A 14,765-nucleotide genomic window follows, 5' to 3' on the forward strand; every position below is an offset into this window, starting at 1 on the left:
CATCCTAACCGCGGACGTTGACGGATCGGGACCGGCCGCTCAGCGTCCGAGCAGGATGAGGATGCCGGCCACGATGGCGGCCAAGGAGAGCAAGGGCGCTAGGCCAGCAAGAAAAGTCAGGTAGGGAAAGAGTCCGACCGCGATCAAATAGATCCCGAGCACGGTCATCCCCAGTCGTCCCGCGGATTTCATATCCACCTCCCGGCTGGCCAGCTTAGCCCAGAACCGCCTCCGGAGGTATGGCGACGCTGGACGCCCGGGCCGCCTTACCTAATCCTGCCCCAGACGGCCAGGAAGACCACCTCCTGGCCGCCGAACAGAATGGGCGAGGAGGTGAGGGTCAAGCCTCTCGTCGACAGCTTCACCGAGCGCGTCTGGTCGTGTCCTATCCAGTTCGGGAAGAGGCTACCTTCGATTCGGTGGGTCACGGTGCGCGCCCGTCCATCATAGGAGAATGTCCCAAAGTAGGCGTGGTATCCGTCGAAGGCCGCTTGGACCTCCTCGGCGGTGCCCCCCTCGAGGTCTTCCGATGAGAAGGGAAGTCGATTGGCCTTCATGATCTGTACGGACATCTGGCCGTTCGAGGAGTAGGTCAGACGGCCCCCGACAGCACGTCCCCACGGATACGTGGTCTCGCCGGACGGTGTGCGTGCCTTCAGGGCCGTGAGCCGCCACGTGCCGACGAGAGGTCTTGTCGGCTTCGAAGTCCGTTTCTTGCTCATGCCCAGACCTCAGCCCGCTTCCGTCTCGCGGACGAGACCGTGTCCGCACGCTTGCCCCGGACAAAGCCGCCGCCGGGGCGGGGAAGGCGCTCCACGTCCTAGGAGTGCTTTGCACCCCGGGGCCGATGCAGATCCGGCGCCTGCCCGGCGGCGCGGCGAGAGACGAACCCGCCTAGTGCGGCCGGGCTCCTCGGCCTTTGCCCAGGTGTAGCCACGCCGAGAGCTGACCCTCCGCCTCCTCCTCAGATAGACGTTGCGCGGCCATCATCACTTCGGACGGAACCCAGCGCGGAAATGCCACGCGCTGCGACTTGTGCGCCCCGGACGGAGTGTGCTCCTCATCCACCTTCGCCAATTGCGCCTTAGAGAAGCGGGAGGCCAGCCTGACCAATGCCGGCCACAGGCGCCGGTGCACGTAGGTAATCTTGCCGTCTACAAGCTTGCAGACGAGAACGTCGCCGCTGGCGATGACGGCCGCGGCCGCCAGGAAGATCTCTTTGCCCTTGGGATGGCCCCACCAGCTCCCGCGAATCGGCCCCCCCGCGATGGCCTCGGCTAGGCTGGGAACCGGGCCCCGCGCCGCCTGAAGCACGATGCCGTGCTTGGCGACGAAGTTGAGAGCCTGCTCACCCGACACTAGAGAGCCTCGCAATCGGCGGGGCGAAGGCCCCGCACCCTCATCAAGTCAGGTCCAGCCGCATCTCGTTGGTGGGCGTGAAACCAAGCGACGAGTAAAGAGGTCGTCCCTCTTCGCTCGCGTGCAAGAAAACCGAGCTGAGCTTTTCCTCGCGACACCAGACGATCATGGCGTCCATCAGGCGTTTGGCCAAGCCTCGGCGCCGAAAGGCGTGTTCGGTGTACATGTTCACTATCCAAGCCCGTCGCGGACGCGGATCCCGAGGTTGGGAATGGAACTCCAAGATGATGATTCCCCCACCCGCCACAACCGCGCCCGGTGAAGCCTCCGCGAGCCATCCCTGATACGAGCCATTCTCCAGGCCTCGCCTGAAAAGGGGTTCCGACGTCGCGAGCATGGCGTTCAGGCTCGTGGGATCGCGGTGGCCCATGTCCACGAACATGCTCCTCCGATGGTGCATGATGATCCCGAGGTCGCCTGTGGTTGCCTTGCGCATACTGATCTCTTCCGCCACTCCCACCTCGCCACCTATCCCAGGCGTGCTCGGGTCCCCCGCCCGCGGCAACCCTAAGAAACTCATGCTCGCAGGTCTTTGGAAAGGCCCGCTCACCGCCTGTCCTCAACAATCAATCCTATCCCGAGGGCCAGGAGAGACGCGCAGACCCGCAACCCGCAAAGCCCAGCTCCCGCCCAGCCTCGTGTCAACGTCGACCGACAAGCCGCCAGAACTGAGCCTCGTTGAGGAGGGTTATACGGAATCCCTTCTCGCGCAATCGCTTAATTTCCATCAGCTTAAGGCCTGCGTCCCGCCCGGCAGCCTGCTGCGGATTGGGCCGCCCGCGTACGACCACCGTCGTCCGCGCCGAGGGTCCCCGATGGACGATGGCCCCCGCGCGCCGGGCCGCGCGGACGGCGTCGCGACGGCGCTTGCTTAGGATGCCCGTAAAGGTGAGATGCACTCCCTTGAGCGTGCGCCGCACGCCGACCCTCAAGGGAGCGGGGCGGCTGCGGAGGGCCTCGATCAACTCGTCGGCGCTCTCGTAGCGCTTCCGCCGCTCGCCGATGCAGCGGTAGACGATCTCCTTCAGTTGATCGCTGCAGGGGAGAAGCCGGATTTCGTGGGTGCGTATTCGCACCCGGGCGTTCCCCTTCAACAGCATGCCCAGGAGCTGCCCCACCTGGTACACGTCATCGCGCGCCTGCCACATGGGAGCGGCCCCAGCAAGAATTTCGCTCGGGGCCGTCAGCGGGTTCATGGTGCCGGCCGTGATCCCTCGGCGGTCGCTCTGCTGGCGGACGATCCCGAAGTCCCCGAGCTTCAGGCACCGGGCGTCGCAGACGAACACGTTCAGCGGTGTGAGGTCTCGGTGGAGCATCTGCCCCCGGTGCAGCTTTCCAAGCACCTGTAGGATGCCGGCAATCTCACGGCGCGCGGTGGATTCCGGCCACCCCTTGCCCGTGCGGTCCAGAAAAGCCCTCAGGTCGCCCTGCTGCGCGTACTCCAGGGCGAGGCAGTACAGGACCTGGCCGTCCGGGCGTATCAGCGGAAAGGTATCGAAGACGCGGATGGCCCGTGGATGTCCATCCAGCAACTGCCCGAAGTACGCCTCGCGCAGCCATCCGTCTATGCGTCGACTGATCTTGACGCAGACGATGGCGGGAACTGCCGATGAGCGCCCCAGCCGCTTGCCCAGATAGACTTGGCCGAACCCCCCCTCGCCGAGCAGGCGTTCGATGCGGTACCGCAGTTGCGTCTCCGGGCTGGTGATGACCTGCGGGGGTGCCACCAGATACCGCTCCTGTCCCAGAGGGCCGCGGGCGGGCCTCGTGCGGGTGGTGGCGGTTGGGTGGTTCAGTTGATCAGTGCGATCCGGCATCGCGGTTGGAGCGGAGGCCAGCAGGCCCAGCTCTCTCTTGTGTCAGGAGGTTTGACCCGCTCGGGCCGACCCGATCCCCGAGACCAGGAGCGGGGGCTGGGCCTCAAGCCAAGCCACCTCCACCACCTCAGTCAGTCCCGGCCAGCGCCAAGCCGCGGCCGCGAAGGGAGCTGGGCTCCCCGTGAGAGCGATCTCACTTTGCTTTTCGAACGCTCCCTCTCCCGCTAACTGCCCCCCCGGGGGGCCGCCGCTACGGGTGGGATCTTCGCTTCCGCGACCGCGGTGTTGAAGTCCCTCACTTCCTTGTCCATGACGACCCGGAGCTCGGCCTGTATCGCATCGAGCCTTTCCTTCAGCCCTCCGTAATACTGGAGCGAGGATGCTGTGGGCCGCGCGTCCGCACGGGCGACAACGGCGGCTAGGTAAGTCCACTCGTGGTCGAGCTTCGGCTCGTAGTTGAGATCGTCCTCATCCGACTTGATTTGCGGATTCGTGAGCTTTTCCTCCACCGCCGTGAGCTTCTCCGCCAGCGCGGTCGCCTGCTTCTTGAGCGCATCCCCCTTGCCGAGTCGTTCCGCCCGATCTCCCATGTCCTTGGCCTGCTGTCGGAGGTCGCGGATCTTCAGCACGGCGTCGTGGGTCTCGGAGAGGCGATCGCGAATCGACTTCAGGAAGTCGTACTGGGCCTTCAGATCTTCCGCGGTCGCGAACCCGGCCGGGTGCGGCCTCACCTCCACGGTCTCCGTAGAGACCTGCCCGGCGGCGGTCAGACGCACCTTGTATGTCCCGGGGGCGACTTTCGGCGGCGCCTTGGTCCCCTCGTTGAAGATGGCCTTCGGCACCAGGGTGGGCTTCAAGATACGCATGTCCCAGACGAGTCGGTTTACACCTGCCTTCGGCTCGAGCGGCTTGTCCTTGTCCTTCCACTCCTCATCGCGTTTGGCCTGTTCCGCGAGGTCCTCCGCCTTGGGCGGCTTCTCGCTTGAGAGCGTGCGGATCACGGTGTCGCCGTCGAGGAACTCCAGCTTGATCGGCTCCTTCTCGGTGGGCTTGTCCTTGAGCCAGTAGCTCACGACAACGCCGCCGGGGATGTTCTGGCCAACCGGGCGGGGCAGCTCTTCCTCCTCCGGCTTCTGGATGTCCATCCGCACGGTCGGACGGGGGGGAAACAGGTATGCCGCCGAGCGGGAGACCGTCTCGCTCCACTGCCGGAGAGGAGTGAGGTCGTCCAGAATCCAGAAGGCGCGGCCTTGAGTGGCGACGACCAAGTCGTTGTTCTTGACCGCGAGGTCGGTGATGGGGGTCGCGGGAAGGTTGCGCTGGAACGGCTGCCAGTTCGCTCCGTCGTCGAAGGAGACGTACAACCCGGTCTCCGTCCCCGCGTAGAGAAGGCCCTTGCGCACCGGGTCCTCGCGGATGACGCGCGTGAAGGCGCCGTCCGGGATGCCGGTCACGATCTTGGTCCAAGTCTTCCCGTAGTCGCTGGTTCGGTAGAGATAGGGGCGGAAGTCGTCAGACTTGTACATCGTGGCTGCGACGTAGGCGGCACCCTTGTCGCGCGGCGAGGCGTCGATGGAATTGATCTGTATCCACTCCGGGAGGGTCTTGGGGGTGACGTTCTGCCACGTCTTGCCGTTGTCGCGGGTGACGTGGAGAAGGCCGTCGTCGCTGCCCGCCCAGATCACCCCTGGCTCCAAGGGCGACTCCGCGAGGGCGAAGATAGTGTCGTAGACTTCCACTCCCGTGATGTCGATCGTGATGGGGCCGCCGGACTTGCCCTGCTTCGAGCGGTCGTTGCGGGTGAGGTCGGGCGACATCTCCTCCCAGGTCTGGCCCCCGTCGCGACTGCGCAGGAGGATCTGCGATGCGTGGTACAGGACCTTCGGGTCGTTGGGCGAGGTGACGATCGGCGCGTTCCATTGGAAGCGGTATTTCAGGTCCGCGGTCGCGTGCCCGTCGGCCAACTGCGGCCAGGCCATGATGGTACGGACCTGGCGAGTGCGGTGGTCGTAGCGGGTGATCTGGCCGCCATATTCGCCCGCGTAGACGATGTTCGGATCGGTCGGATCGGGGGCCATCCAACCGCTCTCGCCTCCACCCGCCGAGTGCCAGTCGCTCTCCTCAATCCCCTCTCCGGGGACGCCACTTGGAATGCAGACATTGGAGTTGTCCTGTTGCGAGCCGTAGAGCCAGTAAGGGAACTGATTGTCCACGGCCACGCGGTAAAACTGAGCAGTGGGCTGGTTGTCCTGGGTCGACCACGTCCGGCCGCCGTTGTAAGTGATCGTGGCCCCGCCGTCGTTGCCGAGGATCATCCGATTGGGGTCGTCGGGGTCGATCCACAGGTCGTGGTTATCGCCGTGCGGAACGAGCAGATTCGAGAAAGTCCTTCCCCCATCGGTTGACTTGTGCATGAAGACGTTGGGCAAGTAGACGGTGTCGGCATTCTTCGGATCGGGGTAGACCCACGAGTAATACCACGCACGCTCCCGGATCTTGTGCTCGTCGTTGACGTGGGTCCACTTCTCGCCATAGTTCTCGCTGCGGAAGAGGCCGCCGTGCTTGGCCTCGACGAATGCGAAGATGCGCCCCGGACTGGCGGGCGAGGTCGCCACCCCGACCTTCCCCCAGGTCCCCTCGGCCAGCTCTTCGGTCAGTTTTTTCCAGCTATCGCCCCCGTCGGTTGTCCGCCAGAGACTGCTTCCGGCGCCCCCCGAGACAAGTTCCCAGGGATGCCGAACGACCTGCCAGAAGCCGGCGTAGAGAATGCGCGGGTTGGTCGGATCCATGGCAAGGTCCGAAGCCCCGGTCTTGTCGTCGACGAAAAGGATCTTCTTCCAGACCTTGCCACCGTCCTCGGAGCGGAAGATGCCCCGTTCGGCGTTGGGGCCCCAGACATGACCCTGCACGGCCACGTAGACGAGGTCGGGGTTTTGCGGATGGACGCGGATACGCGCGATCTGGCGCGAGTCTTTCAGGCCCACGTTCTTCCAGCTCCGGCCGGCATCGGTCGACTTGTAGACGCCATCACCGTGCGAGACGTTGCCGCGGATCGGCGCCTCCCCGGTGCCAACGTAGACGATGTTTGGATCCGATTCGGAAACGGCAATGGCTCCGATCGAACCGGTCCTGAGGTCCTTGTCGGAAAGGACCTCCCAGTTGGATCCCCCATCCGTTGTCTTCCACACACCGCCGCCCGTGCCGCCAAAGTAAAAGGTGTTCGGCTGATGCCTCACCCCCGACACCGCGCACGAGCGTCCCCCCCGATAGGGACCAATGTTCCGGAACTCAAGTCCCTCGAACCGATCGGAGAGGGTCTTTGGCTTGGACGCCTCGGCTCCGGGAGGCGCCGGGGGCGGCGCCGCCTGGCCGTATGTCGCGGACGGTGTCAAAAAGCACGCGAGGATAGCAGCGGCGAGGCACGAACCGAGCAGAGCCCTCATGGCCTTCCTTTCATGTGTCGATTTGGGAAGCGACCGGGTAGAGAGTATACGGCAATGAACCCCGGTTTTGAGGGCGGGCTCCTCCGGCCCACCATCCAGCTTCTTGAATCAGCCGTGGCTCTTGGGTCTTGGCTGCCGCTTTGCCCACGCGTCCGGCCAAGGGGAACGCCCGTCACCGACCACAAAGGAGGCGGCGCCACTCTGATCCGAACGCGGAACCCCCCGTCTGTGAGCGACATGCGGCCAGGCTAACGAAGGATCCTCTCGGAACCTCGGCACCACTCGTAGTCAGCGAGGACGGGTTCTCCTAATGGCCGCGCGTCGGATCAGACAAGCGAGCTCAGCTCAGGTCAAGGGGCTTCATAGGATCCAATGTCGCAATGAGGGCCCTGGGGGCGCGTGACGCCGCGCTGGTCCGTCGCCGGGCAGGCCGCGTCGTCCCCGGCGTCGATCGCGGGGCTGCCCGGGAGCAGAGCGTGGGTCAGGGTCGGGCCCCCGTTGTTGGCCAAGGGGCCGATCTTGGCATCACTGATGATGAGGTCGCTCGACAAGGGGCTGCAGCTGCCGTCCTGAACCAGGTTATGGCCACCCGAGGTCAGCTGGACGGTCCCCGCCGCGTGCTGCTCACAGGCGTACCACTGGTTGCCACTGATGATCGTATTCGTTAGTTTCAGGCTGGGTACCGCGGCGTTGAAGGATCCGATGAAGATTGTCGACGGGGCGAAGCTCGGCCCGATGTTGTTGGCGATGGTGGAGCTCGCAATCTCCATCGCCCCGTCGGTATGGAAGATTGCCCCCCCGTGCCAGCCGGTTGACGTATTGCCGCTGAAGGTGCTGTTGATGATCTGGACGCTGCCCAGCGAGCGGAAACCGCCCCCCACATCGTTGGACACATTGCCGCTAATTGTGCTCCGCACGATGGTGGTGGTCGTGTTGAAGAACGAGAAGAGGCCGCCGCCGTCCCAGCGGGCTTGATTGTTCGCCACGGTGCTGTCGATCAGGTTGAGGGTCGCCCCATCTCCGCTGTAAATGCCGCCGCCACCCTGCCAAAACATTCCGGCGTTCGTGGCCATCGTGTTCCCGGTAACCACGACATGGTCCAGGGTCAGGGAGCCGTTGTTGAGAATGCCCCCCGCGAGTTGCCAGCCGTAGCCGTCGGCAACGGTCAGATTGTGCAGCGTCGCGCTCGTGCCCGAATTGACGATGAACACTCGATCGGTGTGGTTCCCACTAATGCTGAGACCGGAGGCCGCCGAGCCGTCGATGGTCACGTTCTTAGCGAGGGTCAGCGGGCCGGAGAGCAGCGTGATCGTCTGCCCCGCGAGCGCGGGGGAGAAGTGGATGGTGCCATCGACGGCCAGGCTGCCCAGCGCCTTTCGCAACGATCCTGCGCCGCCGTCGGCCGTGTTCGTGACGGTCAGATCATGCGGAGCGTTCAGGCGAATCTGGTCCACGAGCACCGGATGATCCATGTCCTCGGGGACCCGGAAGCCCATGGATTGCACGGCGGAGAGGTCCAGCACTTGCGCTTGCCCTGGCCCTTCTTGCGCCCCCTCCCCCTCGCCCTCTTGTTGCCCCTCCCCACCCCAGTCTCCCTCTTCATTCGAGCTCCCGAACGCCGAAAACGGAATGCTGATCCGCTTCCAGCCTGAGAAATCGTCGCGGAACGAGGCGTCGAAGGTGGCCAGCCTGGGTTCGGCTTGGTAGAGGCGCACATAGTCAACCGACATGGTCTGAGGGAAGGTGGCGTCCGGCCCCACCGGCCCGCCAAAGTTGCCCCCGACCGCCACGTTCATCAGCACGTAGAAAGGATGGTTGAAGACCCATTGCTTACCCTGCAGGAATGCATCGGTCGGGGTGGCGGTGAAGTACGGGGCGCCGTCGACGGACCAGACGACCTTATCCGGCTGCCAATCGACGGCAAAGACGTGGTAGTCGTCTGCAACCGGCACGCCCAGGTCGAGGGTCTTGCCGTAGCTCTGCCCGCCCGAGTATCCCGGACCGTGCAGGGTCCCGAACACCTGCGTGGGCAGGCGGCCGACGTTTTCCATGATGTCAATCTCGCCGCTCTGTGGCCAGCCGACCTGGTCGATATTCGTGCCGAGCATCCAGAATGCCGGCCACAAGCCAGAGCCCTTCGGCACCCTGATGCGCGCTTCGAGACGGCCATAGGCTGCTTCAAAACGGTCCTTGGTCAACAATCGGGCCGAGGTGTACAGGCACGGTCCGTAGTAGCACATAAGGGAGCCGTCGGCTTTGTTGATCGTGATCTGCAGGTGGCCCTCGCCATCGGTGGCGACATTGTTCGCGCCGCCGGTGTAGTACTCCAACTCACTGTTGCCCCAGCCGGGAATGCCGTTGACGGTGCCGTCGCCAACCTCCTGGCCCCATCGCCTGGGGTTGACGGGAGTCCCCAATTCGTCATTGAACTCGTCATGCCAGACGAGCTTCAGCTCCGGCGACTCGTCGCTGGTCGTGCGGTTGGTGAGCTTGACCTTGACCTCTCGATGGCTGCTCCGACCGTAGAACCAGAAGCTGAGTCCGTCCTTGTCGCTCCAGTCCTGCCCAATCGGGAAGGCTCGCTTGAACTCGTATCCGCCATCGCCGTGCTTCCGCTTGGCCTCGAGCACGTGCTCATAGGCACCCTGACCGGGCAGGGCCAGGGGGTCGCCGGCCGCAATTTCCGGGTTGGACAGGACCGCCTTCTTGTCCGCCCGCCAGAAATAGGGGTAGGTCTCGAAGTCGTCGAGCAGGTTGGGGTCAAAGGTCTCATCTTCCTGGACGGCGAGCCTGGTAATGGCGGGCACGCCCAGAGTGAGGCCGCTCGTCGGATTCGAGAGTTCCACGAGGGCGCCGCGTACACCCTTGAACTTCTGATTGTCGATTGTCTGTACCGTGAAGGACTGTTGCGTGCTGTTGGGTGGGAAGGTCAGGGATCCCTTGACCGGCGTGTAGTCGCGGTTTGGAATCGCGGAACCGATAGTGGTGGCGTAGTCAACCGTCACCGAGCTGTTGGAGGGCTTGCTGAGCTTCGCCGTGATTGTGGCCGTCGCCCCTTCGGTGACGTCGTAGTCGATGGCGGTGAATCCGACCGTGAGCGGGCGAACCGGCGCGACACCGTAGAGCATGACGTTGTCCACGTAGTAAGTCTGTGGACCCGCGGTCGTGACCGCACCCAGGGCCCAGCCATGAACCTCGGTCAGTCCAAAACCGTCATTGGGGGCGCCGTTGCCAATTTCCTTGCGATGCATGGAGGCGAAGGGAATCTTGATCTGCTGCCAACCGCTGAAGCTATCGGGAACGTCGATCGACCAGCGCTCGGCATCATCCTTCGTTGAACCGGGGTTGCGGTTGTCGAGCACGTCAACGAAGAGAGTCGTTCCGCTGTTGTTGCCGTACAACCAGAAGGAAATCCCCTCGTAGGCGCTCCAGTCTTGACTGACCCATGTGTTGACGGCGGCGTTCTCGAATGCGTGGACGACGCCTGCGTAGGAGACGACGTTCACGTCCAGTTTGAGCACATGGTTGGGAACGCCGGCGCCGGGGACAGGTGCGGGGGGCGCGGCTGTGGTTGAGATCGCTACCGTGGTTCCTGCGTTTCCATCATTGAAGGTATAGAACCCGATGGGGAGGTTGTTGGCGTCTCTCCCGGCCGGGAGCCCGTTTTCAAAATCGTCCACCACAGGGAGGCTGGCCGCCAGGGCGGGACCGACAGCGGCCGACGGGTAAACCAATAAGCCTATGAGGAAACGCAGGGCGAGGGTCACCTTGAGGCCCGAAGTGTTGGTTTTCACTGATCTTCTCCCTGTGCAATTGGCAAATGCAGATTCCTACAACACTATCTCTTGGCAATCAGCAAGTTGCGGCGGGTCGTTGGGGAGAGCACGAACACTCGAGCGAACTCAAAGGGGAGAAGTCTCGGCCTTGACTCCAACCCTCCGCCAGCCATGCGGTCTGGACCCCGTCGAACCGTCGCCGTGGCTTGCCGACTTTGGAGGGATAGAACTACCTCCTTTCTAGGCTGGCGGTCAAGGGTGGAAATTGCGCACGACTCGGGGCGGCAGGCAGGGTCGGATAGTTGGCCGCCCTCTACAACCGACCGTCCGTGAGACAACTCTGCGATCCACCTGACGGTAAGTGGATCTCTTGCCAGGGCTTACTGACACTGAGCAGACGTCGAACCCCGGGGAGCACGAAGTGGAGGGTCTCGCTGGGGTCCTTGCCTCACGCCTGAAAACAGTTCATCGGCTCACCTGCGCATGGATGCGGCTTACTCTAGATCGCGTAGGGAGCGACGGGCGGCATCCCGCGCCGCCTCAGCTTGCTCAAGGGCGGCTGCTTTCCGCTCCGCTTCCTCACGCGCGGCCGCCGCGTCGGCAGCGGTAATCCCTACCCGTTCTTGGGCACGATTGAAGCGGCGGGTGACCTCGTCCAGCTCATCGCGTGCCCCCTGCGCCCGCTTCTCGGCGACCGACCGGGCGCCGGCCGCCTCGCGGGCTTCCCGTCGTGCGCGCTCGAGCCGCCTTTCTGCCTCGGCCGACTCGGCACGGGCATGCTCCAAGGGCTCTATTCGAGTCTCGTTCGTTCGTTCGGCCGCCCGTGAAAGGTTCGTTCGGGAGGCGCTGTCGGCCTCCGCGGGGGCCTGGACCGACGGGCCAGGATCGGGCCTCAGCCCGGAAGGGGGATCGTGCGCCAATTGCGTGATCGCCTCGAACCCCGGCGGCTCGAGGTCACGGATCAGGCGGCCCGGATGGGCGCGAACACCGTCGGTATGGGTCGACTCCGCGGCGAGCGCTTCAAAGGTGCCCGACACTCGCCGCAGGGTGTCCTGACTCGCTCCGTGGCCCGCGGTGACGAGAAGAGACTTCGCACGCTCCATAAGCGCAGCCTGGGCTTCGCGACGCTCCTTCATCGCCTCGCGCAGTGCCATGCCCGTGGCTCCCTCGGCTTGAGCGCTCTGAAGGCGTCGCGTGGACGCCGTCAGCGCATCGAACTCGGGCCGTGCCCTCCAGTAGGCAAGGTTTGCGGCCCACGCGGTGACGTTGGGTCGACCGAGTTCCCGCACGCGAGCCGCATTGTCCTTGTCTCCCCCCGCTTTCAACTTGGCCGCGAGAGCGTTCCGGGCCGCTATGAACTCGGCGAGGGAGAGCTGATAGAGCCGGTCTATCTCAGTCTCGACGTCGACACTAGGGGTGGCCATCCGCCCCATCCTAGTCGACTAGCCACAGGATCGAGAGGGTTCGTCGGAGTTTGGCTCCCCTGGGACGGCGAGTGCGGCAAGGTCCAGCGTCTTGGGCCAAAAGGCGTCACGGACCTGGGAGGGAGACACCGAACGCCGGGGTCAAGGGCTACAAACGCGAGTGCTGGTTTGGGACTCTCGGAGGCTCGGGGTTACGGGCAGCTGGCGTCAGCGCGTCTGGGCAGGCTCTTCCCTGACGCGGGTGTCCGTCGCGACCCAGTTCACTTCCCAAGTCTTGCCGCCGTCGGCGGAGAACGCCTGCTCGAAGCGGTACGACTCCGGCGTGATGGCGGCAATCACGAAACGAACATAAATGGCCCGGCCGTCCAGCATCTCCTGGTCGAAAAACTCGCCGCGACCGTTCCTAAAGTCGCCGATCACGGGCTGGCTCAGCGTGCCCGCGCGGATGTTGGAGAAATTGAGGCTCCATTGGTGGGCGTCGGGATTGTAGAGTCGCAGACTCAGACCCTCAAAATGACCGGCCGGACCGTCGGCTACGAGTTCCGCCAGATTGGCGCGGCCGTTCCAGACGCTGCGCACCACGGTCGTGCCCTCGTACTCGACCCAGGTCTTGGAACCGGTCAAGGGATGCAGCAGGCGCGACAGGCGCGTCTTCCAGGTGCCGAACTCGAAATCGAAATCGTGCTGCCCGTCACGGTCAGTCGGGGTGGGGCCGAGCAAGAGAGCGAATGCGAGGACGGAGCCTGTGACCATGGGTTCCCTTTCCCAGGACGGGGTTAGAAGCTCGCCTGGTAGGTTGCTCGAACGTCGTTGGACGAACGGCGGAAGTCATGCAGAAGCTCGACCCTGAGCGACCCCCCTCCGCACGCCACCTGGAGCGCGGGCCCAATCCGGTGCTGGGGTGCGGCCCCGGCGGAAACGCCCAGGCTGTAGGCCACTCCAAGGTCCCAGCGCGGCCCCATTCGCCGGAGGAGCCTCACCGGGTCCAGGTAGAGCTGGCGAACGCCCGAACCTCCCAGGGGTTCGTAGAGCTCGACCGTTCCGGAAAGGGACAGGGAGCCCGTCCTCAGGCTGGGCACGAAGTAGAGTTGCCCGTATCTCCCATCGGAAGCATCCGCTAAAGCGAGCGCGATACTCACCGCCTGCTCGCGCCAGACGATCCCCGTCAAGGCTCCACCGATCCATTCGTGATAGCCGTTGCGCGGGTTTCGCACCAGTCCTGCGAAGGCTCCCCAGGCGCCGAAGGAATAGCCGCCATAGAGCGCCGAGGAGTGTGCCGTGCTGAGGCGCACGAAAATAAAGTTGCGAGAGTCGAAGGTGAGCCTCGAGGGTTGCGAATCGGCGCCCGCCGGTGGCAGAGCCCGAGGACTTGTGGCCAAATCCACGAGAGCCTCGATCAGGACGTCCGTTCCACTCAGGAGATCAACCACGCTGATCCGCTCGTCGGCGTCGTGGCCGGGATAGGGCTTGCCGGGCAGCCACATGCCGAAGGCGATCGCGTGCGGCATCCGCTTGGCATAGGTGCTCCCCCCGGAGATCGCGGGTCTCGCGTCTTCACCCGTCACCCGGTCATACGCGGCGAGTAGCCGCCGCACGATCTCGGAGTCCGGGTCGATCGAGAACGGCTCGTCGTCAAAGAAGCCTGACGGCGCGAGATGCGCGTCGTGCGTCGCGTTGAACTCAGCCACGAGAGACTCGAGGCGCGCGCGGAGGCCCGGACCCGTGAGCGGGGGAGGGCGGCGCAGGTTGATGGTCAGAGCGAGCTTGCCCCCGTCCGTGCCCTTGATCGTGGCGACGTTGACGGCATATCGTCCCCAGATCGGATCGGCGTCGGTCAGGCCTAGACCGGTGCCGTACAGATCCGCCCCTGCCATCGCCGCGAAGTCCAGTAAGTCCGCCGCCCCGGAGCGAGCCACCTTTCCGGAGAGGGACCGTGCGAGCAGGAGGAGCGCGTTGGCGCCGCGTTCGAGATTGAGCCCTGCGTGCGCGGCCCGACCGTGGGCGACCACCGTCACCTGCCGACCATCCACTACCGTCTGGAGGCTGGTGCCCTCCGAGGGCTCCCCCGCCAGGCCCGCGACCGCTTCCCGAAGCCCTTCGAGCGAGGCCGGTCGCCAGCGGAGGGTTGCCACGGCCCGGCTGGGAACGATGCTCGTGGATATGCCGGCTTCGAGGGAAGCAATCTCCCACGGCCGCTCCGGGCCGGGCCGAACCGTGAGCGGGGGGTCCGCGGTCACGGTGAGCGCGTTCCAGGCCTTTTCGCCGACCACCACGGGAAATGCAGAATCGAGCACCAAGGACAGGTCCGGAGCGCGATGCCCCTCGAGGTAGGTCTTCATGTCCTTGTTGCTGCTCTCCTCGTCGCTCCCTACCAGCAGGCGGATTGTGTGCGTCCGCGGCAGGCCGCTGTCGCGAAGCGACCGCATAGCGAGGAGAGCCTGTACCAGCGGGCCCTTGTCGTCGGCGGATCCCCGCCCCCAGATGAACCCGTCCTTCTCGATGCCCGCAAACGGGGGGACGCTCCACTCGGCTTCGGAGACCGGCTGGACGTCGCCGTGGACCACGAGGCCCAGCACGGGAGCCCCCGGGGGGCCGGGGAGGTCGACTTCCGTCACCGGGCCCGCGTCGTGGACCTCGAACCCGAGCTCGCGGCCGACCCCACCGAGCCATTTCTTCTGGTCGCCGAACGCGCTCGCGTCACCCTCGACGGTGGGAAAGCGGATTGCTTCGACGAGCAGCGGCACGAGCCGGACCGCATGGTCCCGGTGAAAAATCCGCCGCACGTCGTCCGCAGACGTCGCTTGCGCGCCTCGGGCCGGCAAGGACGTCACCAAGAGAAGGGCAGTTGTGGAAATGCGCACTGCGATCATCCGCCCAGTGGCCCTG

General features: G+C 64.9%; 10 protein-coding genes. All 10 read right to left on the bottom strand.

The window, feature by feature from the left end; all coding sequences use genetic code 11:
• Positions 1-39: 39 nt before the first annotated feature.
• Complete coding sequence (locus VN461_15855; GenBank protein HXB56254.1) at positions 40-192, bottom strand: hypothetical protein; 153 nt, start codon at positions 190-192, stop codon at positions 40-42.
• 74 nt (positions 193-266) lie between these two features.
• Positions 267-722, bottom strand: coding sequence for a lipocalin-like domain-containing protein (locus tag VN461_15860; GenBank protein HXB56255.1), 456 nt, complete (start codon positions 720-722; stop codon positions 267-269).
• Positions 723-894: 172 nt separating this feature from the next.
• Positions 895-1,359 (bottom strand): hypothetical protein, encoded by a 465-nt coding sequence (locus VN461_15865; GenBank protein HXB56256.1) that lies wholly within the window; start codon positions 1,357-1,359, stop codon positions 895-897.
• A 43-nt stretch (positions 1,360-1,402) separates the two neighbouring features.
• Positions 1,403-1,855: a GNAT family N-acetyltransferase gene (locus tag VN461_15870; GenBank protein HXB56257.1), complete on the bottom strand. Its 453-nt coding sequence runs from the start codon at positions 1,853-1,855 to the stop codon at positions 1,403-1,405.
• Positions 1,856-2,060: 205 nt separating this feature from the next.
• On the bottom strand, positions 2,061-3,146 hold the full coding sequence (locus tag VN461_15875; protein HXB56258.1) for a protein kinase: 1,086 nt from the start codon (positions 3,144-3,146) through the stop codon (positions 2,061-2,063).
• A 314-nt stretch (positions 3,147-3,460) separates the two neighbouring features.
• On the bottom strand, positions 3,461-6,472 hold the full coding sequence (locus tag VN461_15880; protein ID HXB56259.1) for a glycosyl hydrolase: 3,012 nt from the start codon (positions 6,470-6,472) through the stop codon (positions 3,461-3,463).
• Positions 6,473-7,029: 557 nt separating this feature from the next.
• A complete protein-coding gene (locus tag VN461_15885; protein ID HXB56260.1) occupies positions 7,030-10,473 on the bottom strand; it encodes a family 16 glycosylhydrolase in 3,444 nt (1,147 codons plus the stop codon).
• Between the two features lie 476 nt (positions 10,474-10,949).
• A complete protein-coding gene (locus tag VN461_15890) occupies positions 10,950-11,879 on the bottom strand; it encodes a hypothetical protein (protein HXB56261.1) in 930 nt (309 codons plus the stop codon).
• Between the two features lie 207 nt (positions 11,880-12,086).
• Positions 12,087-12,632 (bottom strand): hypothetical protein, encoded by a 546-nt coding sequence (locus tag VN461_15895; protein HXB56262.1) that lies wholly within the window; start codon positions 12,630-12,632, stop codon positions 12,087-12,089.
• 23 nt (positions 12,633-12,655) lie between these two features.
• Positions 12,656-14,740 (bottom strand): Sapep family Mn(2+)-dependent dipeptidase, encoded by a 2,085-nt coding sequence (locus VN461_15900; protein ID HXB56263.1) that lies wholly within the window; start codon positions 14,738-14,740, stop codon positions 12,656-12,658.
• Between the last annotated feature and the right edge of the window lie 25 nt (positions 14,741-14,765).

The sequence above is a fragment of the Vicinamibacteria bacterium genome (assembly GCA_035570235.1).
Lineage (GTDB): Bacteria > Acidobacteriota > Vicinamibacteria > Fen-336 > Fen-336 > DATMML01.

Coding starts and splice junctions, on each gene's coding strand:
- VN461_15855 (HXB56254.1), bottom strand. CDS start 192: ATGAAATCCGCGGGACGACTGGGGATGACCGTGCTCGGGATCTATTTG.
- VN461_15860 (HXB56255.1), bottom strand. CDS start 722: ATGAGCAAGAAACGGACTTCGAAGCCGACAAGACCTCTCGTCGGCACG.
- VN461_15870 (HXB56257.1), bottom strand. CDS start 1,855: ATGCGCAAGGCAACCACAGGCGACCTCGGGATCATCATGCACCATCGG.
- VN461_15890 (HXB56261.1), bottom strand. CDS start 11,879: ATGGCCACCCCTAGTGTCGACGTCGAGACTGAGATAGACCGGCTCTAT.
- VN461_15895 (HXB56262.1), bottom strand. CDS start 12,632: ATGGTCACAGGCTCCGTCCTCGCATTCGCTCTCTTGCTCGGCCCCACC.